Consider the following 24,178-nt stretch of genomic DNA (forward strand, 5'->3'; position numbering starts at 1 on the left):
TCAGGTCTCGGCCCGCTCGGCGGCCCGCTTCAGGCCTGCCGCCTCGATGTCCAGGTAGCGGCGGGTCAGCGGCCCGTAGACCACGGCGAGCAGCGGGGCCGCCGGGCCCGTCTGATCAAGCGTCAGAGTTGCGCTGGAGCCGCCGGGTCGCGGGTCGATGCGGTGCAGGGCGGTGGTCAGGACGCCCGGGGCGGCGCTCTGCCAGGCGAAGCAGCGGCCCGCTTCGTACACCGTCACGCGCCAGACGGCCGGGCGCAGCCGGGGCTGCCGGATCCGCACCGTGCTGCCCACACCGAACGGGCCGTCGTCCAGGCGGTGGATCTCCGCCATGGACGCCGTCCAGGCGGGCCAGCGTTCGACCTCCGCCAGCACCTGCCAGACCCGTGCGGGTGGAGCGGCGATCTCGACGGTGACGGAGTGGGACACAGGCACCCCCGCAGGCTTGCGACAGACTGACGGCGCATCGGCTCCCACCAGCGTACGAGCCGCCGCCCGGCCGGGACAGCCCCCTGATCGGGCCGTGGCGGATCAGGGACGCTGCGAGCCGTCCACCAGATCGGCGGCGGTCAGCGAGAGCACCACAGGCTCGGCGCTCCGGCCGCCCATCGCGCGGGCGAGCTTGCGGTAGCGGGCCGCCCCGGCAGCGTCACCCCGGCGCTCCAGCGTCCGGCCGAGCACCTCGTACGCCCAGTCGTTGCCCGGGTCCAGCTCCACCAGGCGCCGGAAGACCTGCTCCGCGCGGCCGAGCTGGGCGCTGTGGAAGTACGAGCGGCCCAGCAGTTCGACGGCGGACCGGTTCGCCGGGTCCTGCTCGACGATCGGGGCGAGGATCTCGGCCGCCCCGATGTAGTCCTTCGACTCGAAGAACAGGGTGGCGCGCCGGTACTCCTGGTAGCTCATGGGAACGGCTCCTTCCTCGGTGGACGACCCCACTGTGCCCGGACGTCGGACGGCCGCTTCAACCACCGGTGGCACCGCACTGTTCCCGCCGTCTCGCGCCGCCGGATGCGGCCCGTCCGAGGCGGATCGAGGATGAACGGTGAAGCCACTCCTCACCCCGCCAGGGAGGACGCCATGACCGACTCCGACATCCTCGCCACGATCGGCGACATGGTCACGGCCGAGAAGGGCCTGCGGGCCAAGATCGCCTCCGGCCAGGCCGACGCAGCAGCCACCCAGCAGGAACTCGCCGCTCTGGAGATCAGACTCAATCAGTGCTGGGACCTGCTGCGCCAGCGCCGCGCCCGCACCGAGTACGGCGAGAACCCCGACGAGGCCCACGTCCGCCCGGCCTCCCAGGTCGAGGGCTACGAGTCCTGACCCGGCCCGACCGGCGGCTCAGCCCTGCTGGTAGCCCCAGGGGCCGGGGTGCTGGCCGTAGACGGTCTGCTCGGGAACGACCGCGGGCTGCTGCTCCCAGGACTGGGCGGCGTACCCGGACTGGTCGTACTGGTACTGCTCGTGCAGCTGGTCGTACTGGGGCTGGGGCTGCCCGTACGGGTCCTGGTAGGGAGCGGCGGCGGGGTAGGACTGGTCGTAGCCGAAGGCGGGCTGCTGCGGCCAGTACTGACCGGGATACGCACCGGCGGCGGCGGGCTGGAACTGGAAGCCGTCGTTCTGCGGGTACTGATCGGGCTGCTGCGCGAAGGCTGCCGGGGCGTCGGTGTACACGCCGTCGTTGCCGATCTCCTGCAACTGTCCGTACGGCTCATAGGACTGGTAGGGCTCGTAGGGCTCGTAGGACTGGTGCGTCTGGTGCGGCGCATAGGCCGCGAACGGCGCGTCGGCGGGAACGCCGGTCTCCGTGGCGGACAAGGGCTCCGCCGGCTCGACCGGACCGACCTCGCCGACCGGCTGCACCACCACGGCCGCAGCGGCGGCGGCCGCACCGCCGGTCGCGGCGCTGAGCAGCGGGATCCGGGCGAGCGGCCCCGGGAGGCGGCCGTCCGAGCGGCGCAGCGACCACGCGACGGCCCGGCCGCGCTTGACCGAGAGGGTGACGAAGACCTGGCCGAGCGCGAAGGCGGCCGCACCCGCCCCGATCACCACCACCGCGCTCAGCCCCATCCCGGCGACCACCGCGAGGAAGCCGGCCAGGGCGAGGGCCCGCCAGTGCAGCGGAGCGCGGTTCTGCAGCAACAGCTCGGCGAGCAGCCAGAGCGCCACCATCGCCAGCGCGACGTACAGCACCAGATAGCCGATGCCCATCCCGCTACCTCCAGTCGCGAACGGCGCGTGTGCGGGCGACTGTACCGCCTCGGCGGCCCCGGACCCACATCACTGCGGGCCCGCCCTGAGGCGCCTGCGGGCGCGCGGCTCAGCGCTGGTGGAGGCCGAGGTTCTGGTAGATCTCCAGCGTCGAGGTGGAGTGGTTGAGGGTGATGAAGTGCAGCCCGGGGGCGCCCTCCGCGAGCAGCCGCTCGGACATCGCGGTGGCGTGCTCGATGCCGATGGCCCGCACCGCGGCCTTGTCCTCGGCGACGGCCAGGAAGCGGCGGACCAGGTCCTCGGGGAAGGCCGAGCCGGAGAGCTGCGGGAAGCGCTCCAGCTGCTTGATGTTGGTGACCGGCATGATCTCCGGGATGATCGGCGTCTCGCAGCCGGCCGCCGCAACCCGGTCGCGCAGCCGCAGGTAGTCCTCGACCTCGAAGAACATCTGGGTGATCGCGTAGTCGGCGCCCGCGCGGATCTTGTTGACGAAGTGCCGGATGTCGTCGTCCCAGTCGGCCGAGCGCGGGTGCATCTGCGGGAAGGCTGCCACGCCGACGCAGAAGTCGCCGATCCCCTTGATCAGCTCGACCAGTTCGTACGCGTAGGTGACGCCCTCCGGGTGGCGGACCCAGTCGCCCTGCGGGTCGCCGGGCGGGTCGCCGCGGACGGCGAGGACGTTCCGGACGCCCTGGTCCGCGTAGTGGCCGATGATGTTGCGCAGTTCGGCCAGCGAGTGGTCGACGGCGGTGAGGTGGGCGACGGGGGTCAGGGTGGTCTCGGTGGCGATCCGGCCGACCATGTCCACGGTGCGGCCCCGGGAGGAGCCCCCCGCGCCGTACGTCATGCAGACGAAGTTGGGGTTGAGCGGTTCCAGACGGCGGATCGCGTCCCACAGGCGGCGCTCGGCGTCCTCGCTGCGCGGGGGCATGAACTCGAAGGAGAAGGAGCGGTCCCCCGCCGCCAGCAGATCGTGGACCGTCTGTGCGCGGTCGGTCCTGGTGGAGGAGATGCCTAGTGCCATGCTGGCAGGTTAGCGGCCCTTGGGAAGGGCCGGGCAATCGTGGTCCACCAAGTGAGACGCCTGCCGGACATCCAGGGGAAGCCCTTGATATCGGGCCGGAGAGGCAGCCCAGTTAGTCTGATTGTCACCCCAGTGATCCGGAGTCCCTCGTGCCCTCGTCCACCAGCCAGTCGGTCGACCCCATCGCCGTGGAGGCCGTCCGCGAGCGCGTCAACGCGGCCCTCGCGGAGTTCATGGCCGGGCAGTCAAGCCTGCTCGCCGGGATCTCCCCGCAACTGCGGCCGGTGACCGACGCACTGCGCGAGTTCCTGCTGGACGGCGGCAAGCGGCTGCGCCCCGCCTTCTGCTACTGGGGCTGGCGCGGGGCCGGCGGCTCGGCCGAGGACCCGTCGATCGCGCATGCCGCCGCCGCCCTGGAACTGCTCCAGGCCAGCGCCCTGGTGCACGACGACCTGATGGACCGCAGCGACACCCGGCGCGGCCTGCCCTCGGTGCACCGCCGGTTCGAGGCACTGCACCGGCGCAGCGACTGGCGCGGTGACCGTGAGCAGTACGGCGCCTCGGCGGCGGTCCTGCTCGGCGACCTGCTGCTGATCTGGTGCGACGAACTGTTCCTGCGCTCCGGCCTGCCCGCCGAGCGGGTACTGGCGGCCAAGCCCGCCTTCGACCTGATGCGCACCGAGGTGATGGTCGGTCAGTACCTGGACGTACTCGAACCGGTCGCCGGGGACTCCACCGACGAGGGTGCGCTGGAGCGGACGCAGACCGTCCTGCACTACAAGTCGGCCAAGTACACCATCGAACGACCGCTCCAGGTCGGCGCCCTGCTGGCCGGAGCCGGGCCCCAACTGCTCGCCGCGTACTCGGACTTCGGGCTGCCGCTCGGTGAGGCGTTCCAGCTCCGCGACGATCTGCTCGGCGTCTTCGGCGACCCGGCGGTCACCGGCAAGCCCGCCGGGGACGACCTGCGCGAGGGCAAGCGGACGCTGCTGATCGCCCACGCGATGCGCGGGCTGAGCCCCGCCGGCGCCCGGCAGCTGGACCGGCGGCTCGGCGCCCCCGACCTGACTGCCGAGGAGATCGGGGCCCTGCGCGGCCTGGTCGAGCGCAGCGGCGCGGCCGAGGTGGTGGAGCAGCGGATCGCGGAGCTGATGCGGCAGTCGCTGGACGCTCTGGACACCGCCCCACTCGCCGACGGCCCGGCCCGTCCGGCACTGCTCGCCCTCGCGGAGGCCGCGACCGTCCGCAAGTACTAGCCGGAAGGGCACCCCGCAACCGGAAGGGCACCCCCAGGGGCGCGGGGCTCGCGCCCCGTTGGTGGGGCGGTGTGCCCGGCAGGGGTTATGCCGCGCGGATCCTGCGGGCCAGCTCCGCGGCGGCTGCGCCCGGGTCCTCGGCCGCGGTGATCGCGCGGACCACGACGATCCGGCGGGCGCCCGCGGCGAGGACCTCGTCCAGGTTGGACAGGTCGATGCCGCCGATGGCGAACCACGGGCGGTCGGTCACGGCCTTGGCCGCGTACGAGACCAGGTCGAGGCCGGGCGCGTGGCGGCCGGGCTTGGTCGGGGTCGGCCAGACCGGTCCGGTGCAGAAGTAGTCGACTCCGGGCTCGGCGATCGCCGCGTCCACCTCGGACTCGGCGTGGCAGGACCGTCCGATGATCACATCGTCACCGAGGATCGCCCGCGCCGCCGGAACGGGCAGATCGTCCTGCCCGAGGTGCAGTACCTGGGGGCGGGCGGCGTGCGCGACATCGGCGCGGTCGTTGACCGAGAAGAGCTTGCCGTGCCGCCGCGCGGCGTCGGCGAAGACCTCCAGGCACTCCAGCTCCTGCTTGGCCTCCAGGCCCTTGTCGCGGAGCTGGACGATGTCCACGCCACCGGCCAGCACCGCGTCCAGGAACTCGGGCAGGTCGCCCTGCTCGCGCCGGGCGTCGGTGCACAGGTAGAGCCGGGCCTCGGCCAGCCGTGTGCGGGCGTCCGTCATCAGAGCGCCATCGCCTGGGCGCGGCGCTTGACCTCGGTGCCCCGGTTCTCGCGCAGTGCCTGGATCGGGCTACCGGGCAGCGACGGGTCCTCGGTGAACAGCCATTCGATGATCTCCTCGTCGGTGAACTTGCAGTCCCGCAGCACGGTCAGCGTGCCGCTCAGGTGCTTCACCAGTCCGTCGGGCTCGATGAACGCGGCCGGGACCTGGAGCGACCGGTTCTCGCCGCGCCGGATGGCGATCAGCTGGCCGGTCTTCACCATGTTGCGGACCTCGGTCACCTGCACACCCCACAGTTCGGAGATGTCGGGCAGGTAGGTCCACTCGGGGACCAGGGCTTCAATCTTGGGATTGATCTCACTCACGGGACCAGACTCTCACCTCGCGGCGCTCCGGCGCACCTATCGCCTCCGGCAGATGCCCCGGGGCCTATCCCACCGCCGCCTTCAGCTGGACGGCCAGGTCGGCCGCCTTCGCCGGGTCGAGTACGGCTCCGGCCGCGATCAGCCGGCGTGCCTGGCTGAGGTCGCGCGGCCGGTCCACCGAGAGCATCCCGACCAGTCGGCCCTCGCGCAGCCAGAGCACCGACCAGGACGGGTCCTGTGCCGAGCCGCGCCACAGCAGCTGGTCCGCCTCGGCATGCCGCCCGGCGTACTGGACCATCCGCCCGAACTGCTCCGACCAGAAGTACGGCACCGGGTCGTACGGCTCGCCGGAGCCCTGCCCGAGCGCCGTCCCCAGCACCGAGGCGGCCACCGCGCGGCCGGACTGCAGCGCGTGGTCCCAGTGCTGGACGGACAGCCGGGTGCCCGAGCGGACCGAGGGGTACGAGACGCAGTCGCCGGCCGCCCAGACGCCTGCGGCGGTGGTCCGCAGCTGCCCGTCCACCAGGACCGCACCGCTCGCGTCCAGCTCGACGGCGCTGCCCGCGAGCCAGCGGGTGGCCGGGCGGGCGCCGATGCCGACCACCACCTCGTCGGCGGGCAACCGGGTGCCGTCGGTGAGCAGGACCGCGCCCGGTTCGACGGCTTCGACACCGGTGCCGCAGCGCAGCTCGGCCCCGGCGCCGGCGTACCAGTCGGCCATCAGGGCGCCGAGCTCGGCGGGCAGCGCACCGGCCAGCGGCGCGGGGCCGGCCTCGACCACCGTGACCTCGCAGCCCAACTCCCGTGCCACAGTGGCCGTTTCGGCGCCGATCCAGCCCGCCCCGACCAGGACCACCCGGGCGCCGGGCACCAGCCTCGCGCGCAGCGCGAGTGCGTCGTCCACGGTGCGCAGCACCCGGGCGCCGTCGGACCCCGGCAGCGCGATCGGCGCGGCACCGGTGGCGATCACCAGGCCGCCGTAAGGGAGTTCACCGCTCTCGGTGTGCAGTACGCCCGGTGTCACGGCGGTGGCGCGGCGGCCCTGCAGCAGCTCGATGCCCAGGTGCTGCCAGTCGATGTCGAGCTCGGTGGAGTCGCGCTTGCCCAGCAGGACGTCCTTGGAGAGCGGCGGCCGGTCGTACGGCGGGTGCGACTCCTCGCCGACCAGGGCTATCGGCCCGCGCCAGCCTCCCTGCCGCAGCGCGAGCGCCGCCTGCGCCCCCGCCATCCCGGCGCCCACGACGACCATCGGATCCGTGATGTTCAGCTCTGCCACCCGCCCACCCTACCGAGCTCCGTACCGGCATCCGGGCGACTGTCCACATTACGTATGCACCTTCGGTTGCGGCGGCCCCCGGCGTTATGGTGGTTGGACCATCACGGGAGCCCGGTGCACCGGGCTGAGAGGCGGGCTGAAGCGGCCTGCGACCGTCCGAACCTGATCCGGGTCATGCCGGCGAAGGGAGAATCGAGACTGTGGCACGTACCGACACCGACGTGCTGGTGATCGGCGGCGGCATCATCGGGCTGGGCGTGGCCTGGCGGGCCGCGCAGCGCGGACTCGCGGTCACCGTGGCCGACCCCGACCCGGGGCACGGCGCCGCCCAGGTCGCGGCCGGGATGCTGGCCCCCGTCACCGAGCTCCAGTACGGCGAGGAGCCGCTGCTGCGGCTCGGTATGGCCTCCAACGAGCGGTACGCGGCCTTCGCCGCCGAGCTCTCCGAGGTCACGGGCCTGGACACCGGCTACCGGCAGACCGGCACCCTCGCGGTGGCACTGGACTCCGACGACCGCGAGGAGCTGCGCGAGCTGCACTCCTTCCACCAGCGGCTCGGCCTGGAGTCGCACTGGCTGACCGGCCGCGAGTGCCGCAGGCTGGAGCCCATGCTCGCCCCCGGTGTGCGCGGCGGCCTCCAGGTGACGGGCGATCATCAGGTGGACGGCCGGCGGCTGACGGCCGCGCTGGTGGCCGCCTGCGAGCGCGCCGGGGTGGATCTGCACCGCGCCGAGGTGACCGAGCTGCTGGTCGAGGCCGGCCGGGCGGCGGGCGTACGCCTGTCCGGCGGCGAGATCCTGCGCGCCGAGCGCATCGTGCTCGCCGCAGGTTCCCGCAGCCACCTGCTGCCCGGCCTGCCCGAGGGAGTCCTGCCCGCGATCCGACCGGTCAAGGGCCAGGTGCTGCGGCTTCGCATTCCGGAACAGTACGCACCGTTCCTCTCCCGCAACGTCCGTGCGGTGGTGCGCGGACAGCACATCTACCTGGTGCCGCGCGCCGACGGCGAGTTGGTGATCGGCGCGACCACCGAGGAGCAGGGCTACGACACCACGGTCACCGCCGGCGGCGTGTACGAGCTGCTGCGGGACGCGCACGAACTGGTCCCCGGGCTGACCGAACTGCCGCTGGTGGAGACCAACGCCGGTCTGCGGCCCGGCTCTCCGGACAACGCCCCGCTGCTCGGCCCGACCGCACTGCCCGACCTGATCGCGGCCACCGGCCACTACCGCAACGGTGTACTGCTCACCCCGGTGACGGCCGACCTGCTCGCCGAGTACCTGGCCACCGGGGCCACCCCCGAGCTCGCCGCCCCCTTCTCCCCCAGTCGCTTCGGCTCAAAGGTCCCCGCATGAACGAGATCTCACTCACCGTCAACGGCGAAGAGCGCCGGGTGCCGCCCGCGACCACGCTGGCCGAGCTGGTGGCCGCGCTGAGCAAGGCACCGACCGGCGTGGCCGCCGCGCTGAACGAAGCCGTGGTCCCGCGCAGCTCCTGGGCCGACACCGTGCTCGGCGCGGGCGACCGCGTCGAGATCCTCACCGCCGTACAGGGAGGCTGACCATGGCTGACGATCTGTTCAACATCGCCGGGACCACCTTCAACTCCCGTCTGATCATGGGCACCGGCGGCGCGCCGAGCCTGGAGATCCTGGAGCAGGCGCTGCAGGCTTCGGGCACCGAACTGACCACTGTCGCGATGCGCAGGGTCAACCCGGGCACCCAGGGCTCGGTGCTGGACGTCCTGACCCGCAACGGCATCCGGATCCTCCCCAACACCGCCGGCTGCTTCACCGCCGGAGAGGCCGTACTGACCGCCCGGCTGGCCCGCGAGGCGCTCGGCACCGACTGGGTCAAGCTGGAGGTCATCGCGGACGAGCGCACCCTGCTGCCCGACCCGATAGAACTCCTCGACGCCGCCGAGACCTTGGTGGACGACGGCTTCACCGTCCTCCCGTACACCAACGACGACCCGGTGCTGGCACGGAAGTTGGAGGATGTCGGCTGCGCGGCGATCATGCCGCTCGGCTCGCCGATCGGCTCCGGCCTGGGCATCCGCAATCCGCACAACTTCCAGCTGATCGTGGAGAGTGCGAACGTCCCGGTGATCCTGGACGCGGGCGCGGGCACCGCCTCAGATGTGGCGCTGGCGATGGAACTCGGCTGCGCCGCAGTCATGCTGGCCTCGGCGGTCACCCGGGCGCAGGACCCGGTACTGATGGCCGAGGCGATGCGGCACGCCGCCGAGGCCGGCCGCCTCGCCCGGCGGGCGGGCCGCATCCCGCGCCGCTTCCACGCCGAGGCATCCTCCGCGATGGCCGGACGCGCCGACCTCGACCACCGCGAGCGGCCGGCCTTCTGAGCAAGGGGTACCCCCAGGGGCGCGGGGCCCTGCTTGATTGGTCTCGTCCTGGGGAGGACCGACTGTCCGCGCCCCTGGGGCCGTCGCCGCTGGGCCCCCAATACACTCCTCTGGTGGACATGACGCTGGACGACCCCCTGATCGGCACCCTCCTCGACGGCCGGTACCGAATCGAGCAGCGCATCGCGGCAGGCGGTATGTCCACGGTCTACCGAGGCACCGACATCCGCCTCGACCGGGTCGTCGCCCTCAAGGTGATGCACCCCTCCCTGGTGGACGATCCCGATTTCACGGCCCGTTTCATCCGCGAGGCCAAGGCCGTCGCCCGGCTCTCCCACGCCAATGTGGTCAATGTCTTCGACCAGGGCGCGGACGGCCGTACGGTCTTCCTGGCCATGGAGTACGTACCCGGCTGCACCCTGCGCGACGTGCTGCACGAGCGCGGCGCGCTGAGCATGCGGGCCGCCCTGGACATCCTGGAGCCGGTCCTGGCCGCGCTGGGCGCCGCCCACCGGGCGGGTCTGGTGCACCGGGACGTCAAGCCGGAGAACGTCCTGATCACCGATGGCGGTCTGGTCAAGGTGGCCGACTTCGGCCTGGTCCGGGTGCTCTCCGGTGCGGACGGCTCGGTCACCGCCACCACGTCGGCCACCACCGTGCTCGGCACGGTCTCCTACCTGGCTCCCGAGCAGATCCAGCCCGGCTCGCCGACCGACCAGCGGGTGGACGTCTACGCCGCGGGCATCCTGCTGTACGAGATGCTGACCGGCACCAAGCCGCACACCGGCGACAACCCGATGCAGGTGATCTACCGCCATCTGCACGAGGACGTCCCGCCGCCCTCGCTGGCCGCGCCCAACGTCAGTCCCGGCCTGGACGCCATAGTGACGGCCGCCACCGCCCGCGACCCGCAGGGCCGCCCGTACGACGCCGTCGAGCTGCTGGCCACCCTCCAGCGCGCCCGGCGAGCCCTGACACCCGGCCAGCTGGACGCCGAGCCGCCCGCCTCGGCCCTGCCCACCCCGCAGCACCCCACCGGCGAGGTGACCGCCCCGGTGCAGCGGGTGGTGGAGCACACCAGCGTGATGGACGTCCCCACCCTGATGCTCTCCCGCCCCTACGACGAACCCCTCCCGGCCCGTCCCGAACGGCCGCGCCGCTCCCGCAGGCCGCTGATCTGGGCCGCGGTGGCCGCCGTTCTGCTGGCCCTGGTCGGCGGGGCGACGTTCTTCCTGTCCGGCGCGGTGTACGCGACGGTGCCCAGCGTGCTCGGGCAGAGCCAGGCACAGGCGGTCCAGACGCTGGACAGGGCCGGGCTCCAGGGCGCGTTCAGCCAGCAGTTCAGCGAGAGCGTCCCGGCCGGGCAGGTGATGACCTCGGACCCGGGCGTCGGCCAACGGGTCCGCAAGAGCGATCCGGTGAAGGTGACCCTCTCCAAGGGTCCGGAGCGGATCGCCGTGCCCGAGGTGACCGGGAAGCCGCTGGACCAGGCCCGCAAGGCGCTCACCGACGCCCGCCTCACACCGGGGACGACCACCGAGGAGTACAACGACACCGTGCCGAAGGGTTCGGTGATCAGTGCCGCCCCGGCTGCGGGCCAGCAGGTCGCGGTGAACACGCCGGTGGCTCTGGTGGTCAGCAAGGGCATGACCCCGGTGCCCAATGTGGTCGGCCTGAGCAAGGACGATGCCACCAAGGCGCTGGCGGACGCCGGTTTCCAGGCGCAGGCCAGCGGACTCAACTTCTTCGGCACCGGCAAGGTGACCAGCCAGAACCCGCCCGCCGGTCAGCCGAGCCCGCAGGGCACGGTGGTGGCCCTCAAGCTCCCGGCGTTCTAGTTCCTGCGGGACACGCCCTAGCGCAACGGCCCGTCGCCGGGCTCCTCCTGGTAGGAGTAGCGCTGCTCGGCCCACGGGTCGGCCAGGTTGTGGTAGCCGCGCTCCTCCCAGAAGCCACGGCGGTCGGCGCGCATGTACTCGACCGCGCGAACCCACTTGGGGCCCTTCCAGGCGTACAGGTGCGGCACGACCAGGCGGACCGGGAAGCCGTGCTCGACGGTGAGCGGCTCGCCGTTGCGGTGGGTGGCGAAGACGGTGCGCGGATCGGCGAAGTCGGCGAGGCGCAGGTTGGAGCTGTAGCCGTACTCCGCCCAGACCATCACATGGGTGACGTCGGGGGCGGGCGGCACCAGGTCGAGGACGGTCGCGGCCGACACGCCTCCCCACTCGCTGCCGAGCATCGAGAAGCGGGTCACGCAGTGGAAGTCGCCGTGCACCGTGGTCCGGGGCAGGGCATGGAAGCCCTCAAAGTCCCAACTGGCCTTCTCGGCCGAGGCGGTCGCGCCGAATACCTGGAAATCCCAGGTCAGCGGCTTGAAGCGAGGCACCGGACCGTAGTGCAGCACCGGCCAGCCGCGCTGTAGGCGCTGGCCCGGAGGGAGCCTCGGGTCAGTCGGCTGGAGCTGTTCTCGTTCGTGCTGACCCATGGCTCCATGGTGACAGACGGCGGGGTGGACACCGCGCGCGCCCCTGGTCGGAGCCCCTGGCAGTCACAAAAGTGTCAAACCGGACATTGCGCACCATGTTCCAGTAAGTGTGAACTTACTGGAGTTTTCGTCCGCGGGGGTGTCACGATGCGATCACAGCCGTGGTTTCGCGCGTGACGCATGAGGCAGGAAGGCACCGCCATGAAGGGCGACCCCGAGGTCATCGAGTTTCTCAACGAGCAGCTCACCGCCGAGCTGACCGCCATCAACCAGTACTTCCTGCACGCCAAGATGCAGGAGAACTTCGGCTGGACCAAGCTCGCCACGTACACCCGGCACGAGTCCTTCGACGAGATGAAGCACGCCGAGGTGCTCACCGACCGGATCCTCTTCCTCGACGGCCTGCCCAACTACCAGCGGCTCTTCCACGTCCGGATCGGCCAGACGGTCAAGGAGATGTTCGAGTCCGACCGCCAGATCGAGGTCGAGGCCATCGACCGCCTGAAGCGCGGCATCGTGGTGATGCGGGCCAAGAACGACGTCACCTCCGCCAATGTCTTCGAGGCGATCCTGGAGGACGAGGAGCACCACATCGACTACCTCGACACCCAGCTCGAACTGGTGGAGAAGCTCGGCGAGGCGCTCTACATCGCCCAGCTGATCGAGCAGCCGTCCAGCTGACCGGGCACAGCCCGAGCCGCCGCCCCTGCCTCAGGCGGCGCGCAGCGGCTCGACGAGCTCGGTGTCCGGCTCGGCGAGACCGAGCTTGGCGGCCAGCCGCGCGGTCGGGCACGGGCGCGCGCCGTGCTCGCCCAGCAGGGCCTGGATCCGGCGGACGCAGGAGCCGCAGTCGGTACCGGCCTTGCAGCCCTTGGCCACCTGACGCGGGCTGTTGGCCCCGTCGTCTATCTGCTTCCTGACCTGGTCCTCGGTGACCGCATGGCACATGCACACGTACATCGCGGTCTCTCCCGGGGGTTGCACTCACAGATCTCAGCGAAGGCTTGCCTTAGCTTGCCAAGCCTTACCTTACCCAATGGCCGGAGTACGAAAAAGCCCCTCCGCTCCCGGTTTCCCGGAAAGCGGAGGGGCCTTCGTCACACTGGTTCAACCTGGACGGACCTCAGTGACCGCGGTACATCTCCGCGACCAGGAAGGCCAGGTCGAGGGACTGGCTGCGGTTGAGCCTCGGGTCGCAGGCCGTCTCGTAGCGCTGGTGCAGATCGTCGACCATCACCTCGTCGCCACCGCCGACGCACTCGGTGACGTCGTCACCGGTCAGCTCGACGTGGATGCCGCCCGGGTGGGTGCCCAGGGCGCGGTGCACCTCGAAGAAGCCCTTGACCTCGTCGAGCACATCGTCGAAGCGGCGGGTCTTGTGGCCCGTCGCGGCCTCGAAGGTGTTGCCGTGCATCGGGTCGCAGATCCAGACCACCTGGGCGCCGGTCGCGGTGACCTTCTCCACCAGGGTGGGCAGGTGGTCCCGGACCTTGCCCGCTCCCATCCGGGTGATGAAGGTGAGCCGGCCGGGCTCGCGCTCCGGGTCGAGGCGGTCGATCAGGGTGAGCGCCTCGTCGACCGTGGTGGTCGGGCCGAGCTTCACACCGATCGGGTTGCGGATCCTGGACGCGAACTCGATGTGCGCGTGGTCCAGCTGACGGGTGCGCTCGCCGATCCAGACCATGTGGCCGGAGACGTCGTACAGGTCGCCGGTCCGCGAGTCCACGCGGGTCAGCGCGGTCTCGTAGTCGAGCACCAGCGCCTCGTGCGAGGAGAAGAACTCGACCGTCTTGAACTCCTCGGGAGCAACCCCGCACGCCTTCATGAAGGCCAGCGCGTTGTCGATCTCCTTGGCGAGCGACTCGTAGCGCTGCCCGGCGGGCGAGTTGCGCACGAAGTCCTGGTTCCAGGCGTGCACCTGGCGCAGGTCCGCGTAACCACCGGTGGTGAAGGCGCGCACCAGGTTGAGCGTCGCGGCGGACGCGTTGTACATCCGCTTCAGGCGCTCCGGGTCCGGAATGCGGGACTCGGGGGTGAACTCGAAGCCGTTCACCGAGTCGCCCCGGTAGACGGGCAGCGTCACGCCGTCCCGCGTCTCGGTGGACTTGGAACGCGGCTTGGAGTACTGACCGGCGATCCGGCCGACCTTGACCACGGGGACGGAGGCGGCATAGGTGAGCACCGCCGCCATCTGCAGCAGGGTCTTGAGCTTGTTGCGGATCTGCTCGGCCGACACGCCGTCGAAAGCCTCGGCGCAGTCACCGCCCTGCAACAGGAATGCCTCACCGCGCGCGACGGCACCGAGCCGGGCGCGCAGCTGGTCACACTCGCCGGCGAAGACGAGCGGCGGATACGAGGCGAGCTCCGCAAGTACCTTGCGCAGAGCCTCTTGGTCCGGCCATTCAGGCTGCTGCGCCGCGGGAAGGGACTGCCAGCTGTGGCCAGGCCCGTTTGTCTCAGTTGTCACGGTCACAGGGTCAAGGCTACGGGTTGCGACAAGTGAATTGTGACTGCCGCCCGATGGGTGAGACGACACGTGGACATTCGGGTGGGCCCTTTCATAGCCGATTCACAGCCGGGTCTGATCCGCTACTCTCGTCCCCATGAGCGCGCCACACACCCTCTGCTGGTGGTGGGCCAACCCTCCGGGTGGCCCACGACTCGCGCGTCCCTAGACGACACGACGGCCGCCCCTCGGGGCGGCCGTCGGCGTATCGGAAGCAGCCGGCCCTCCGGGAAGAGCGGACCACCCACCGCCCTGCCATCCACCGGAAGGAAGCCGTACCGTGCACCTCGCCGATCTGCTCACCCGTCTCACCGCCCCCGGCGCCCCGGCCTTCGCCCTGCTGCACCGCCACGCGCCGCGGCTCGCCCCCGACACCGTCGAGGTCCTGCTGGGCGAGGTTGGTGCGTACGACGCCCTGGCCGACCTGCCCGTCCCCACCGGTGCGCCCGAGGGCGGACCGCGCCACGACCTGCTCGCCCTCGTCCCGTACCGGCAGATCCGCGAGCGCGGCTTCGAGGCGTACGACGACGGCACTCCGCTGCAGGCGATCCGGATCCGGGAGCAGTACGCCGTCCCGCTCGCCGAGCTGCGCCCGGCCCTGCCCCAGCTGCCCGTCACGCTCTCGGGGGGCGGCTTCGACATCGACGACGCCGAGTACGCCGAGATCGTCCGGCGGGTGATCGAGGACGAGATCGGGCACGGCGAGGGCGCCAACTTCGTCGTCCGCCGCGACTTCCGGGCCCAGCTGGCCGACTTCACCCCGGCCCTGGCCCTCTCGCTCTTTGGACGGCTGCTGGAGCAGGAGCGCGGCGCGTACTGGACCTACCTGGTGCACACCGGGGATCGGGTGCTGGTCGGCGCCTCCCCCGAGGTCCACGTCCGGCAGAGCGGCGGCACGGTGGTGATGAACCCGATCTCGGGCACCTACCGCTATCCGGCCGGCGGCGCGGACATCGACTCGCTGCTCGACTTCCTGCACGACCCCAAGGAGCTGGAGGAGCTCACCATGGTGGTCGACGAGGAACTCAAGATGATGTGCACCGTCGGCGACCTGGGCGGCCAGGTACTCGGCCCGCGCCTGAAGGAGATGTCCCACCTCGCGCACACCGAGTACGAGCTGCGCGGGCGCACCTCGCTGGACGTCCGGGAGGTGCTCAAGGAGACCATGTTCGCGGCCACCGTCACCGGCAGCCCGGTGCAGAACGCCACCCGCGTGATCCGCCGCTACGAGAGGACGGGCCGGGGCTACTACTCCGGCGCGCTAGCGCTGATCGGCCGCTCGGCGGGCGGCTCCCAGCAGTTGGACTCGCCGATCTGCATCCGCACCGCCGACATCGACCCGGCCACCGGACGGCTGCGGGTCGGCGTCGGAGCCACCCTGGTGCGCCACTCCCGCCCCGAGTCGGAGGTCGCCGAGACCCATGCCAAGGCCGCCGGGGTACTGGCGGCGATCGGGGCCCGCCCGGCACCGGCCCGCCACGCGGCCGGCTCCGAGGGTCCCCGGCTGGCCGACGACCACCGGGTCCAGAACGCGCTGGACGCCCGTCGGCGCAACCTCGCCTCGTTCTGGCTGCGGATGCAGCAGCCCACCGAGGCCACCGAGCCGCTGGAGACCCTGGTGGTCGACGGCGAGGACACCTTCACCTCTATGCTCGCCCACCTGCTCACCTCGCTCGGGCACCGGGTCACCGTACGGCGCTTCGACACTCCCGGGCTGCGCGCACTGGCCGCCGCCCACCCCGGGCCGCTGGTGCTCGGCCCCGGCCCCGGCGACCCGGCCGACCCCGCCGACCCCAAGATGGCGCTGCTGCGGCCGATCGTCGCCGACGCGCTCGGCGCCGTCCGGGCCGGGACCAGGACGTCTCCACTGCTCGCCGTCTGCCTCAGCCACCAGCTGCTCGCCGCCGAGCTCGGACTGCCGCTGGCCCGCAAGGCCGTCCCGTACCAGGGCGCCCAGGAGAGCATCGACCTCTTCGGCACCCGGCGGACCGTCGGCTTCTACAACGCCTTCACCGCCCGCTGCACCCCGGCGGACGCCGTCCGGCTGGGCACCGAGGGCATCGAGGCCGCCCGGGACGCGTTCACCGGGGATGTCCACGCCCTGCGCGGGCCCGGCTTCGCCACCCTCCAGTTCCACCCGGAGTCCGTCCTGACCCGCGAGGGCGTCGACATCGTTGCCGACCTCCTGCACAACGCCAGCACCGTCCGCAGCTGACCCACCCCGGGGCCAACGGTGACCACCGTAGACCGACCGGCGATAGGGCCCGCGGCGTCGCGACGCGCGCTCCCTATTGCCGGTCGGTCCTGAGCGGCGCCGGGCAGAGCCCTGCGCCCCTCAGTGATTGCCCCGTCCGGAATAGTTACCCCGCGCCCCTGATCGGTTCGCCCTTGCCCCCGGGTGGTCGGGCGTCGGTGGCAGGCGGGAGCATGGCTCCATGGCCACCCCAGCTGCGCCGACCGGCGCCGTCGCCGAGTCGCTCCTGCACCGGCTCGAACCCGCCTTCCGCGCCGCCGCCGACCCGGTCCAGGCGGCCCGGATGTCCGCGTACATGCGCCATCAGTTCAGCTTCCTCGGCCTGCCGGCCCCGGCCCGCCGAACCCTCGCACGTACCGTCCTGGAGGGCACCCCGCATCCGGCCGAGGCCGACTGCACCGCCCTGGCGCTCGCCTGCTGGGAGCTGCCGGAGCGGGAGTACCAGTACTTCGCCACCGACTACCTCGCCCGGTACGCCGACCGCTGCTCCTCGGCCTTCCTCCCCACCGTCCGGCACCTCATCAGTACCCGTTCCTGGTGGGACACGGTGGACCCGCTGGCCTCCCACGTCGTCGGCCGGCTGGTCGCCGCCGACCCGGGGCTGCGTGCCGAGATGGACGCCTGGATCCGCTCCGACAACCTGTGGATCGCCCGTACCGCCCTGCTCCACCAGCTGCGCCACCGGGGCCGCACCGCCGCCGACCGCCTCTTCACCTACTGCACCCTGCGCTCCGGCGACTCGGACTTCTTCATCCGCAAGGCCATCGGCTGGGCCCTGCGCGAGTACGGCAAGACCGAACCCACCGCCGTCCGCCGCTATGTCGAGCAGTCCTCCCTCTCCCCGCTCTCCGTCCGCGAAGCCCTCAAGAACCTCTGAACCTCTGGCCCGGGGGGGAGTTGGACGGTCGAGCAGCTGGGCCGACGTCAGATCTCGTCGTCCAGGCCCTGCTCTATCGCGTAACGCACCAGCTCCACCCGGTTGTGCAACTGGAGCTTGCCGAGGGTGTTCTGGACGTGGTTCTGCACCGTGCGGTGGGAGAGCACCAGCCGGTCGGCGATCTGACGGTACGAGAGGCCCTTGGCGACCAGGCGCAGGACCTCGGTCTCCCGGGCGGTGAGCTTGGGGACGGCGGGAGAGACGGCTGCCGGGGCGGGTTCGGCGGCGAGACGGCGGAACTCTCCCAGCACGAGACCGGCCAGTCCCGGGGTGAAGACGGGGTCGCCGACGGCCGTACGGCGTACCGCGTCCAGCAGTTCCTCGCGCCCGGCCGACTTGACCAGATAACCGGTGGCCCCGGACTTGACCGCCTCCAGGACGTCTGCGTGCTCACCGCTCGCCGAGAGCATCAGAATCCGCACCGCCGGGTCGTACGCCACCACCTGGCGGCAGACCTCGACGCCGGACAGTCCCGGCAGGTTGAGGTCGAGGACCACCACCTGCGGGCTGGAGGCGCGGGCCCGGCGGACGGCCTCCTCGCCGTCCCCTGCGGTGGCCACCACGGTCAGGCCCGCCTCGGTGAGGTCCCGGGAGACCGCGTCCCGCCACATCGGGTGGTCGTCCACCACCATGACGCGGATCTGATCGACGGTCACTTGCCCTCCCTGGGCACTCGCAGTTCCACCTCGACGCCCTCGCCGGGCGCGGAGTACAGCTCGGCGCTGCCGCCGAGGTCCAGCAGCCGACCGCGGATCGACTGGGTGACGCCGAGCCGCCCGGCCTGTTCGGCCTCGCCGAGCCGCCCCGCCGGGTAGCCGGGACCGTCGTCACGGATGCTGACCGTGACGGCCTCCGGCTCGTCCTCGATCAGGATCCAGGCGCGGGCCTGCTCGCCCGCGTGGCGGTGCACGTTGTCGACTGCCGCGCCGACGGCGGCGGCCAGCTCGTCCGCGACCCGACCCGGCAGCAGGACGGGCGTGCCCGGCGCGGAGACGGTGATCCGCTCGTCGGCGTACGGGGTGAGCAGCGCACGCAGATCCTGCTCGGCGCCGGTGGAGCGGCGCGACAGCGGGCCTCCCGTCATCAGGGCGCGCAGCGCGCGCTCCTGCTCACCGGCCAGTCTGCCCAGCTCGCCGACGTCGCCCTCGCGGCGTTGCACCAGCGCAAGCACCTGGAGCACTCCGTCGTGGATGTCCCGGGAGAGCCGCTCGCGTTCGCGGGTGGCCGCCTCGACCTGGAGGGCCCGGACGAGTGCCGCCTCGCTGGCCCTGGCCAGTTCCATCACGTACCCGATGGCGCAGCCGGCCACCATCAGCAGCACGATGTTGTGCACGTTGTCGCCGGTGATGCCGCCGTGGCCGGCGAAGTTCGCCACGCCGATGACGCCGCCCGCGAAGGCGGCGGCCTGCCAGCCGCCCTTGCCCGCGAAGCCGAGGACCGTCCCGGCCGCCCAGATGGTGGGCAGGGTCAGTGCCCCGGCGTGGATCCGTGCGGGCGTGTCGATGATGCCGCTCATCACTATGCCGGTGACGACGAGGGTGAGGTCGGCGCCGAGGACGTAGCGGGAGCAGCGGTGCGGGTTGGCGAAGGCCCGGGTGCTGGCGATCGTCCAGAGGGTGAGGACACCGAGGTAGATCCAGCCGGAGACCGGGTGGAGGTACTCCAGGTAGGAGTGGAAGTAGCGCAGGACCGCGTAGGTGAGAGCCAGGACACGGAAGAAGGAGATGGCCCGCCAGAGCGGCATCTCGACCGACATCCCGCCCGCGGTGATCGTCCCGCCTGGCCCGGACGCGAGTTCGGCGGAACGGCCGGCCCCGGCTCTGTGGTCCGCCATCTTCCCCCCTGCCCTGGTTTTCCGCGCTACTCGGCGCCCTTCTCCCTTTCTGACGCCTTTTCGACCTCCGCCTTCTCGGCCTCCTGCTGGGCTTTCAGAGCTTTCTGCTCGGCCTTGCGTTCGGCGTCGGCGCGCTTCTTGTCCTCGACGATCTGCCGTTTGGCGGCGGTCGCGTAAATGTCCACGTACTCCTGCCCGGAGAGCCGCATGATCTCGTACATCACCTCGTCGGTGACGGAGCGGAGAATGAAACGGTCGTTCTCCATGCCCTGGTAGCGGGAGAAGTCGAGCGGGCGGCCGATCCGGATGCCGGGCCGGATGCCGAAGTTGGGGACGACCTGGCCCGGGGGCTGCACCTTCTCGGTGTCGATCATCGCGACGGGGATCACCGGAGCGCCGGTCGCCAGCGCGACGCGGGCCAGCCCGCCGACCTTGCCCCGGTACAGCTTGCCGTCGGGCGAACGGGTGCCCTCCGGGTACACGCCGAACAGCTCGCCGCGCTCGATCACCGCGATCGCGCTGCGGATCGCCGCCTCGCCCGCGCCCCGGACACCGGAGCGGTCCACCGGCAGCTGGCCGACGCCCTTGAAGAAGGCGGCGGTGAGCTTGCCCTTGAGGCCGGGAGTGGTGAAGTACTCGGCCTTGGCGATGAAAGTGACCCGGCGCTTCATCAGCGCGGGCAGGAAGAAGGAGTCCGAGAACGAGAGATGGTTGCTCGCGATGATCGCGGCGCCCTCCTCGGGGATGTTCTCCGCACCCTCCATCCACGGCCGGAAGAAGATCCGCAGCAGCGGTGCGACGATCATCTTCATCAGTCGGTAGAACAACCCGGGCCTCCTGTTATTCGGACCGGTTGATCCTAATGCTTTCGGCCTGCGCATTGTGCACCCGCGCCGGGCGGTGCGGCCGGGGAACGGCCGAGGCGGGCGGCGGGCGGGCCTGTACGGGGCCGGTGGGTGCGTGCGACGATGCGGGTTCCAGTGCTGCCCGCGAAGGAGCCCGCAGATGCCGGTGTTGCCGCTGATGCCCGGTGCCGAACCGTTCCGCCACCGGGGCGGGCGGGTCGGAGTACTGCTCGTCCATGGCTTCACCGGCTCCCCGCAGTCGCTGCGCCCGTGGGCCGACCACCTGGCCGCCGCCGGGCTGACGGTCGCCCTGCCTCTGCTGCCCGGTCACGGCACCCGCTGGCAGGACCTGCGGCTGACCCGCTGGGAGGACTGGTACGCCGAGGTCGACCGCGAGTTCCGCGAACTGGCCGACGAGTGCGAGCAGGTCTTCGTCTGCGCGCTCTCCATGGGCGGTTCGCTCGCCCTGCGACTGGCGGCCCGGCACGGCGAGGCCGTGGCGGGCCTGGTACTCGTCAACCCGTCCGTACGCTCCGACAACCCAGCGAGCGTGCTGTTGCCGGTGCTGCGTCACCTGGTGCCGAGCCTGCCCGGGGTGGCCAACGACATCGCACTGCCGGGCGCGGCGGAGGTCGGTTACGACCGTATGCCGCTGCCCGCCGTCTGGTCACTGGGGCGGCTCTGGCAGGACGTTCAGGCGCTGCTGCCCGAGGTGCGCCAGCCGGTGCTGCTGCTGCACAGTCCGCAGGACCATGTCGTCTCCCCCGCCAACTCGGAGCTGGTACTCGCCCGGATATCCTCGACCGATGTGACCGAGCTGCTCTGCGAGCGCAGCTACCACGTGGCGACGCTGGACCATGACGCCGAGCTGATCTTCGAGGCGAGCCTCGACTTCATCCGGCGGCTGGCACCTCTGGCGACCGTCGAGGCCGAGAACCACCTGGGCTGAAGGGCCGGTTGTGCAGAAAAGGCAGTACCGATGAGCACGGCAGCGGGCGGCGACGACGAGCTGCCACGGGACGGCGAGGCCAGGGGCGAGTCCCCGGGCGAGCCCGACGCGCCCGCCCGGCGCCCGGCGGCCGGCAGTCAGGCCGAACAGGACGCGATCTTCGCCGCCCTGGTCGCCCAGTTCGACGACCCGGTGGACCTCACCGACCCCGAGTGGCCGGAGATCGAGAACCTCCGCACCAAGGGCGAGACCGGCCGGGGGTCGACGACCCCGCCCGAACTCGCCGACCTGGCCCCGCAGCCCAGACCCCGCCCGACGGCCACCCCTGGGCCGCGCGACTACGAGGTGGACGAGGACCCGGACGAGGGCCACTTCGTCCAGCCCGACCCGCCGCTTCCCAAGGCCGACGCCACCGCCAAGTTCGCCTGGCTCGCGGTGCTCGGCGGTCCGGCCCTGCTGCTCTTCGACGTCTTCGTCTGGCGCGAGGTCTCCGGCTGGCCCGCGTGGGTCGGCGTCTCCGCCTTCCTCGGCGGCTTCGTCACCCTGGTCGCCCGTATGAAGGACCGCGACGAGGACGAGCCCCCGGACCCGAACGGCGGCGCGGTCGTCTGACCGCTCACCCCTTGTTCCCCAGGGGCTCCTCTCCGTCGGCCGTGACCGGCTTCCCCGGCGGCGGCACCCGGAGGACCGCCAGGACGGGCAGGTGGTCGGTGGCGTCCTGCAGATCCGCCGAGCGGAGACCGGGCAGGCCCCGGGGGACACCGCAGGCGAGGACCTCCAGGCCTGGGGTGGCGAAGACGGCGTCGATGCGCTGGTACGGGTTCTTCGGGACGGACGTGAACGTGCCGCCCCAGGGGGCGGTGAGGTGCGCGTCCTGGAAGTCGGCGGCGAGGCGCTGCCAGCCGGGGCCGTCGGGGTGCTCGTTGAAGTCGCCTGCGATGACGCCGTGTTCGCCGGGCGAGAGCCGGGCGGGCAGCAGGCCGAACTGCCGGTAGCGTTCCTCGGCGTCGAGGCTGAGATGGCAGCTGGTCACCACGAGCGGGGCTGCGCCGCCGAGGCGGACCACTGCGGTGGCGAGACCCCGGGCGTGCAGACCCCGGGTCTTGGGGAGCAGCAGGTCCCGGGTTTCGATCACCCGCACCTCCGGCCTGCCGAGCAGCAGCGGCCCGGCGGCGATCCGGCCGCCCCCGGAGAGGATCACGGTGCCGGTCCGCCGGGCGAGCCACGCGGCCTGGCCTCCGGGGCGCCAGTAGCGGGGGGCTTCCTGAAGGCAGATCAGGTCCGGTTCGCAGGCGCGGATCACCCGGACGAGCGCCCGTCGGTCGTCCCGCAGCGAGCGGATGTTGTAGCTGAGCAGGCGGACGCGTCGTCCACCGTCGGGCTCGTCCCCGGAGGGCGGCAGCGGAGGAAGCGGCATACGCACATGATCAGCCATGCAACCCACCGCGAGCGCGGGACCTGAACCCGAACGTGCGCTGTCCAGGGGCGCGAGGCTTTGCTTGATCAACTGCGTGCGCGAGATCGGAAGGCAACGGTCTGCAGCCACCCGCCTCGCGCAGTTCCCTGCGCCCTGGGATGCCCCGTCCTGATGGGTTACCTACTGGCGGAACGCTCCAAGCAGGGGCGCGGAGCTCTGGACGTCGCAACCATCGCTACCGGGTTCAGCGCCGTGAGAGCGCCTTGCTCCCGCAGAGGAAGGGGTCAGATCCGGGCGAGGTCGCCCGCGCCCACGATCCCTGCGGCCGAGCCCATGGAGGCCAGCACCACCTCGGCGCGCGGCCGGTGCACACCACCGGTGAGGTACTTGTCGAAGGCCTTGGCAACCGGGTCGAGCAGCAGTCGGCCGGAGTCGGAGACCCCGCCGCCGAGGACGAAGACCGCCGGGTCGAAGAGCGCGGCGAGGTCGGCCAGGCCACGGCCCAGCCAGTCGGCGAGCTCCTCGTAGCACTCCAGGGCGAGCGGGTCGCCCTCCTCGGCGGCCTCGGTGATGTGGATGCCGCGGATGGTCTCGGCGACCCCGTCGTTGAGCTCCAGCATCCGCTTGCCGCGCACCGGGTCGGCGGCGGACTTCTCGCGGCCGTAGCGGCGCAGCGCGCGGCCGGAGCCGTACTGCTCCCAGCAGCCCCTGCCGCCGCAGCCGCAGAGCAGGCCGTCGGGAACCATGTTGAGGTGGCCGATCTCGCCAGCCACGCCGAAACGGCCTCGGTGCAGGCGGCCGTCCAGGACGATGCCGCCGCCGATGCCGGTGCCGACGGTGATGAGGACCATGTCCTCGTACGCGGCGGCGGCGCCGAAGCGGAACTCCGCCCAGGCGGCGCAGTTGGCGTCGTTCTCGACGACGGCGCCGAGGCCGGTGAGCTCCTCGATGCGGCCCCGCAGGGGCTCGTTCTCCCAGGCGATGTTCGGGGCGAAGATCACCGTGGAGCGGTCGCGGTCGACGAAGCCGGGGGCGCCGACACCGACGGCGCTGACGTCGGGGTGCTGCTCCTTGAGCTCGCGGACGGCCTGGGCGATGGCATCGACCGCCCACTGGGGGTCCGCAGGGGTGGGTACCCGGGTCCGGGCGAGGATCTCGCCGTTCTCGTCGACCACACCGGCCGCGATCTTGGTGCCGCCGACATCGACGCCGATGGTCAGAGCCATGTGTCCCTCAGCTATTCACTCGTTCCCGCTGTCCGGAACGGTACCCGTACAACGGTGCTCCCGTACACACCGTCGCATACATTATCCGAAGACATTTAGTCGGGATGGTGGCCCTACGCTTTTAATAGTCGTACATAATGCCCCGATCGGTGACGATATGAAGCCGAACGATCACCTGACATGGCAGACGGCTTCACTAGTTGTCCGACGGTCCATCAAGGTCGATGTGCTCGGACTCGGCGCGGCCGGGGGCCGACCAGCGGCGCTCGTGACCTGAGACGACGGCGCGGAAGGCGGCCAGGAGCTCGCTCCCGGCGGTGGCGAGATGGCCGTACACCTCGGGGTTCTGCTCCCGGAACCGGCCGCCCGCCTGCTGGGCCTTCTCCCCCACGGCGGCGGCGAACCGGCGCACCTCCTCGACCAGCGGGCCGAGCTCACTGGTGAAGGGCTGGTCGGTCTCTTCCTCGGCCATCGGGCGCCTCCCTCGGGGCGGCACCGACGGCCGCCG

At 71.7% G+C, this 24,178-nt stretch carries 27 protein-coding genes and 1 riboswitch; of the genes, 11 read left to right on the forward strand and 16 right to left on the reverse strand.

Annotated elements, in window-relative coordinates; all coding sequences use genetic code 11:
- Entirely contained in the window at positions 1–432 is a 432-nt protein-coding gene (locus P3T39_RS20805; RefSeq protein WP_280699965.1) for an SRPBCC family protein, read from the reverse strand.
- Between the two features lie 96 nt (positions 433–528).
- Positions 529–900 (reverse strand): tetratricopeptide repeat protein, encoded by a 372-nt coding sequence (locus P3T39_RS20810; RefSeq protein ID WP_280699966.1) that lies wholly within the window; start codon positions 898–900, stop codon positions 529–531.
- Between the two features lie 174 nt (positions 901–1,074).
- Here P3T39_RS20810 and P3T39_RS20815 point away from each other — a divergent pair, with 174 nt between their 5' ends.
- Positions 1,075–1,320: a DUF2630 family protein gene (locus P3T39_RS20815; protein ID WP_280699967.1), complete on the forward strand. Its 246-nt coding sequence runs from the start codon at positions 1,075–1,077 to the stop codon at positions 1,318–1,320.
- Positions 1,321–1,338: 18 nt separating this feature from the next.
- Here P3T39_RS20815 and P3T39_RS20820 read toward each other — a convergent pair whose 3' ends face one another.
- Both P3T39_RS20820 and metF read right to left on the reverse strand, forming a co-directional pair.
- Positions 1,339–2,208 carry a hypothetical protein gene (locus P3T39_RS20820; RefSeq protein WP_280699968.1) on the reverse strand — a complete coding sequence of 290 codons (870 nt, stop codon included), beginning with the start codon at positions 2,206–2,208 and terminating at the stop codon, positions 1,339–1,341.
- A gap of 109 nt (positions 2,209–2,317) precedes the next feature.
- Positions 2,318–3,232 carry a methylenetetrahydrofolate reductase [NAD(P)H] gene (metF, locus tag P3T39_RS20825; protein WP_280699969.1) on the reverse strand — a complete coding sequence of 305 codons (915 nt, stop codon included), beginning with the start codon at positions 3,230–3,232 and terminating at the stop codon, positions 2,318–2,320.
- A gap of 149 nt (positions 3,233–3,381) precedes the next feature.
- On the opposite strand from metF, the gene P3T39_RS20830 reads away from it, so the two are divergent.
- Positions 3,382–4,488: a polyprenyl synthetase family protein gene (locus P3T39_RS20830; protein ID WP_280699970.1), complete on the forward strand. Its 1,107-nt coding sequence runs from the start codon at positions 3,382–3,384 to the stop codon at positions 4,486–4,488.
- 85 nt (positions 4,489–4,573) lie between these two features.
- On the opposite strand, the gene thiE is transcribed toward P3T39_RS20830, so the two are convergent.
- The 3 genes from thiE to P3T39_RS20845 form a co-directional block, all read right to left on the reverse strand.
- Positions 4,574–5,218, reverse strand: coding sequence for a thiamine phosphate synthase (gene thiE, locus P3T39_RS20835; protein WP_280699971.1), 645 nt, complete (start codon positions 5,216–5,218; stop codon positions 4,574–4,576).
- A complete protein-coding gene (locus tag P3T39_RS20840; protein WP_280699972.1) occupies positions 5,218–5,583 on the reverse strand; it encodes an Rv2175c family DNA-binding protein in 366 nt (121 codons plus the stop codon). Before P3T39_RS20840 ends, thiE begins: the two co-directional genes overlap by 1 nt.
- A gap of 64 nt (positions 5,584–5,647) precedes the next feature.
- Positions 5,648–6,832: an FAD-dependent oxidoreductase gene (locus P3T39_RS20845; RefSeq protein WP_280700011.1), complete on the reverse strand. Its 1,185-nt coding sequence runs from the start codon at positions 6,830–6,832 to the stop codon at positions 5,648–5,650.
- Between the two features lie 120 nt (positions 6,833–6,952).
- Positions 6,953–7,066: riboswitch (TPP riboswitch) on the forward strand.
- On the opposite strand from P3T39_RS20845, the gene thiO reads away from it, so the two are divergent.
- From thiO to pknB, 4 genes are all read left to right on the forward strand, one after another.
- Positions 7,060–8,211 carry a glycine oxidase ThiO gene (gene thiO / locus P3T39_RS20850; RefSeq protein WP_280699973.1) on the forward strand — a complete coding sequence of 384 codons (1,152 nt, stop codon included), beginning with the start codon at positions 7,060–7,062 and terminating at the stop codon, positions 8,209–8,211. It overlaps the preceding riboswitch by 7 nt.
- Complete coding sequence (thiS, locus tag P3T39_RS20855; RefSeq protein WP_280699974.1) at positions 8,208–8,417, forward strand: sulfur carrier protein ThiS; 210 nt, start codon at positions 8,208–8,210, stop codon at positions 8,415–8,417. The genes thiO and thiS overlap by 4 nt, the downstream gene beginning before the upstream one ends.
- A gap of 2 nt (positions 8,418–8,419) precedes the next feature.
- On the forward strand, positions 8,420–9,217 hold the full coding sequence (locus P3T39_RS20860; protein ID WP_280699975.1) for a thiazole synthase: 798 nt from the start codon (positions 8,420–8,422) through the stop codon (positions 9,215–9,217).
- Positions 9,218–9,336: 119 nt separating this feature from the next.
- The gene (pknB, locus tag P3T39_RS20865) at positions 9,337–11,055 is read left to right on the forward strand and encodes a Stk1 family PASTA domain-containing Ser/Thr kinase (protein ID WP_280700012.1); all 1,719 of its coding nucleotides are present in this window, start codon (positions 9,337–9,339) and stop codon (positions 11,053–11,055) included.
- 17 nt (positions 11,056–11,072) lie between these two features.
- On the opposite strand, the gene P3T39_RS20870 is transcribed toward pknB, so the two are convergent.
- The gene (locus P3T39_RS20870) at positions 11,073–11,702 is read right to left on the reverse strand and encodes a sulfite oxidase-like oxidoreductase (protein ID WP_280699976.1); all 630 of its coding nucleotides are present in this window, start codon (positions 11,700–11,702) and stop codon (positions 11,073–11,075) included.
- Positions 11,703–11,903: 201 nt separating this feature from the next.
- Here P3T39_RS20870 and bfr point away from each other — a divergent pair, with 201 nt between their 5' ends.
- Positions 11,904–12,383: a bacterioferritin gene (bfr, locus tag P3T39_RS20875; protein ID WP_280699977.1), complete on the forward strand. Its 480-nt coding sequence runs from the start codon at positions 11,904–11,906 to the stop codon at positions 12,381–12,383.
- Positions 12,384–12,413: 30 nt separating this feature from the next.
- Here the strand turns inward: bfr and P3T39_RS20880 are convergent, their stop codons facing one another.
- Positions 12,414–12,662, reverse strand: a complete 249-nt coding sequence (locus P3T39_RS20880) for a (2Fe-2S)-binding protein (protein WP_280699978.1) — start codon at positions 12,660–12,662, stop codon at positions 12,414–12,416.
- Between the two features lie 163 nt (positions 12,663–12,825).
- Entirely contained in the window at positions 12,826–14,175 is a 1,350-nt protein-coding gene (locus tag P3T39_RS20885; protein WP_280699979.1) for a 3-deoxy-7-phosphoheptulonate synthase class II, read from the reverse strand.
- A gap of 313 nt (positions 14,176–14,488) precedes the next feature.
- Here P3T39_RS20885 and P3T39_RS20890 point away from each other — a divergent pair, with 313 nt between their 5' ends.
- Together P3T39_RS20890 and P3T39_RS20895 are read left to right on the forward strand one after the other, a co-directional pair.
- Positions 14,489–16,423, forward strand: a complete 1,935-nt coding sequence (locus P3T39_RS20890) for an anthranilate synthase family protein (protein ID WP_280699980.1) — start codon at positions 14,489–14,491, stop codon at positions 16,421–16,423.
- 220 nt (positions 16,424–16,643) lie between these two features.
- Positions 16,644–17,339: a DNA alkylation repair protein gene (locus tag P3T39_RS20895; protein ID WP_280699981.1), complete on the forward strand. Its 696-nt coding sequence runs from the start codon at positions 16,644–16,646 to the stop codon at positions 17,337–17,339.
- Between the two features lie 47 nt (positions 17,340–17,386).
- Here the strand turns inward: P3T39_RS20895 and P3T39_RS20900 are convergent, their stop codons facing one another.
- From P3T39_RS20900 to P3T39_RS20910, 3 genes are all read right to left on the reverse strand, one after another.
- Entirely contained in the window at positions 17,387–18,031 is a 645-nt protein-coding gene (locus P3T39_RS20900; protein WP_280700013.1) for a response regulator transcription factor, read from the reverse strand.
- 20 nt (positions 18,032–18,051) lie between these two features.
- On the reverse strand, positions 18,052–19,155 hold the full coding sequence (locus tag P3T39_RS20905; RefSeq protein ID WP_280700014.1) for a DUF5931 domain-containing protein: 1,104 nt from the start codon (positions 19,153–19,155) through the stop codon (positions 18,052–18,054).
- Positions 19,156–19,259: 104 nt separating this feature from the next.
- On the reverse strand, positions 19,260–20,045 hold the full coding sequence (locus P3T39_RS20910) for a lysophospholipid acyltransferase family protein (RefSeq protein WP_280700015.1): 786 nt from the start codon (positions 20,043–20,045) through the stop codon (positions 19,260–19,262).
- Positions 20,046–20,247: 202 nt separating this feature from the next.
- On the opposite strand from P3T39_RS20910, the gene P3T39_RS20915 reads away from it, so the two are divergent.
- A complete protein-coding gene (locus tag P3T39_RS20915) occupies positions 20,248–21,027 on the forward strand; it encodes an alpha/beta fold hydrolase (protein ID WP_280700016.1) in 780 nt (259 codons plus the stop codon).
- 30 nt (positions 21,028–21,057) lie between these two features.
- On the forward strand, positions 21,058–21,639 hold the full coding sequence (locus P3T39_RS20920) for a hypothetical protein (RefSeq protein ID WP_280699982.1): 582 nt from the start codon (positions 21,058–21,060) through the stop codon (positions 21,637–21,639).
- Positions 21,640–21,643: 4 nt separating this feature from the next.
- Here P3T39_RS20920 and P3T39_RS20925 read toward each other — a convergent pair whose 3' ends face one another.
- The 3 genes from P3T39_RS20925 to P3T39_RS20935 all read right to left on the reverse strand — a co-directional run bounded on the left by P3T39_RS20925 (position 21,644) and on the right by P3T39_RS20935 (position 24,142).
- A complete protein-coding gene (locus tag P3T39_RS20925; RefSeq protein WP_280699983.1) occupies positions 21,644–22,444 on the reverse strand; it encodes an endonuclease/exonuclease/phosphatase family protein in 801 nt (266 codons plus the stop codon).
- Positions 22,445–22,728: 284 nt separating this feature from the next.
- The gene (locus tag P3T39_RS20930) at positions 22,729–23,670 is read right to left on the reverse strand and encodes an ROK family glucokinase (protein WP_280699984.1); all 942 of its coding nucleotides are present in this window, start codon (positions 23,668–23,670) and stop codon (positions 22,729–22,731) included.
- A gap of 196 nt (positions 23,671–23,866) precedes the next feature.
- Positions 23,867–24,142 carry a DUF5304 family protein gene (locus P3T39_RS20935; RefSeq protein ID WP_280699985.1) on the reverse strand — a complete coding sequence of 92 codons (276 nt, stop codon included), beginning with the start codon at positions 24,140–24,142 and terminating at the stop codon, positions 23,867–23,869.
- Positions 24,143–24,178: the final 36 nt, after the last annotated feature.

It is taken from the genome of Kitasatospora sp. GP82, from assembly GCF_029892105.1.
In the GTDB taxonomy this organism is placed as follows: Bacteria; Actinomycetota; Actinomycetes; order Streptomycetales; family Streptomycetaceae; genus Kitasatospora.

Bases quoted from the DNA above. Each gene is read 5' to 3' on its own strand.
- P3T39_RS20810 (WP_280699966.1), bottom strand. From the start codon at position 900: ATGAGCTACCAGGAGTACCGGCGCGCCACCCTGTTCTTCGAGTCGAAG.
- P3T39_RS20815 (WP_280699967.1), top strand. From the start codon at position 1,075: ATGACCGACTCCGACATCCTCGCCACGATCGGCGACATGGTCACGGCC.
- P3T39_RS20820 (WP_280699968.1), bottom strand. From the start codon at position 2,208: ATGGGCATCGGCTATCTGGTGCTGTACGTCGCGCTGGCGATGGTGGCG.
- metF (WP_280699969.1), bottom strand. From the start codon at position 3,232: ATGGCACTAGGCATCTCCTCCACCAGGACCGACCGCGCACAGACGGTC.
- thiE (WP_280699971.1), bottom strand. From the start codon at position 5,218: ATGACGGACGCCCGCACACGGCTGGCCGAGGCCCGGCTCTACCTGTGC.
- P3T39_RS20845 (WP_280700011.1), bottom strand. From the start codon at position 6,832: ATGGTCGTCGTGGGCGCCGGGATGGCGGGGGCGCAGGCGGCGCTCGCG.
- thiS (WP_280699974.1), top strand. From the start codon at position 8,208: ATGAACGAGATCTCACTCACCGTCAACGGCGAAGAGCGCCGGGTGCCG.
- P3T39_RS20860 (WP_280699975.1), top strand. From the start codon at position 8,420: ATGGCTGACGATCTGTTCAACATCGCCGGGACCACCTTCAACTCCCGT.
- pknB (WP_280700012.1), top strand. From the start codon at position 9,337: ATGACGCTGGACGACCCCCTGATCGGCACCCTCCTCGACGGCCGGTAC.
- P3T39_RS20870 (WP_280699976.1), bottom strand. From the start codon at position 11,702: ATGGGTCAGCACGAACGAGAACAGCTCCAGCCGACTGACCCGAGGCTC.
- bfr (WP_280699977.1), top strand. From the start codon at position 11,904: ATGAAGGGCGACCCCGAGGTCATCGAGTTTCTCAACGAGCAGCTCACC.
- P3T39_RS20880 (WP_280699978.1), bottom strand. From the start codon at position 12,662: ATGTACGTGTGCATGTGCCATGCGGTCACCGAGGACCAGGTCAGGAAG.
- P3T39_RS20895 (WP_280699981.1), top strand. From the start codon at position 16,644: ATGGCCACCCCAGCTGCGCCGACCGGCGCCGTCGCCGAGTCGCTCCTG.
- P3T39_RS20900 (WP_280700013.1), bottom strand. From the start codon at position 18,031: ATGGTGGTGGACGACCACCCGATGTGGCGGGACGCGGTCTCCCGGGAC.
- P3T39_RS20905 (WP_280700014.1), bottom strand. From the start codon at position 19,155: ATGTCGGTCGAGATGCCGCTCTGGCGGGCCATCTCCTTCTTCCGTGTC.
- P3T39_RS20910 (WP_280700015.1), bottom strand. From the start codon at position 20,045: ATGAAGATGATCGTCGCACCGCTGCTGCGGATCTTCTTCCGGCCGTGG.
- P3T39_RS20920 (WP_280699982.1), top strand. From the start codon at position 21,058: ATGAGCACGGCAGCGGGCGGCGACGACGAGCTGCCACGGGACGGCGAG.
- P3T39_RS20925 (WP_280699983.1), bottom strand. From the start codon at position 22,444: ATGCCGCTTCCTCCGCTGCCGCCCTCCGGGGACGAGCCCGACGGTGGA.
- P3T39_RS20930 (WP_280699984.1), bottom strand. From the start codon at position 23,670: ATGGCTCTGACCATCGGCGTCGATGTCGGCGGCACCAAGATCGCGGCC.
- P3T39_RS20935 (WP_280699985.1), bottom strand. From the start codon at position 24,142: ATGGCCGAGGAAGAGACCGACCAGCCCTTCACCAGTGAGCTCGGCCCG.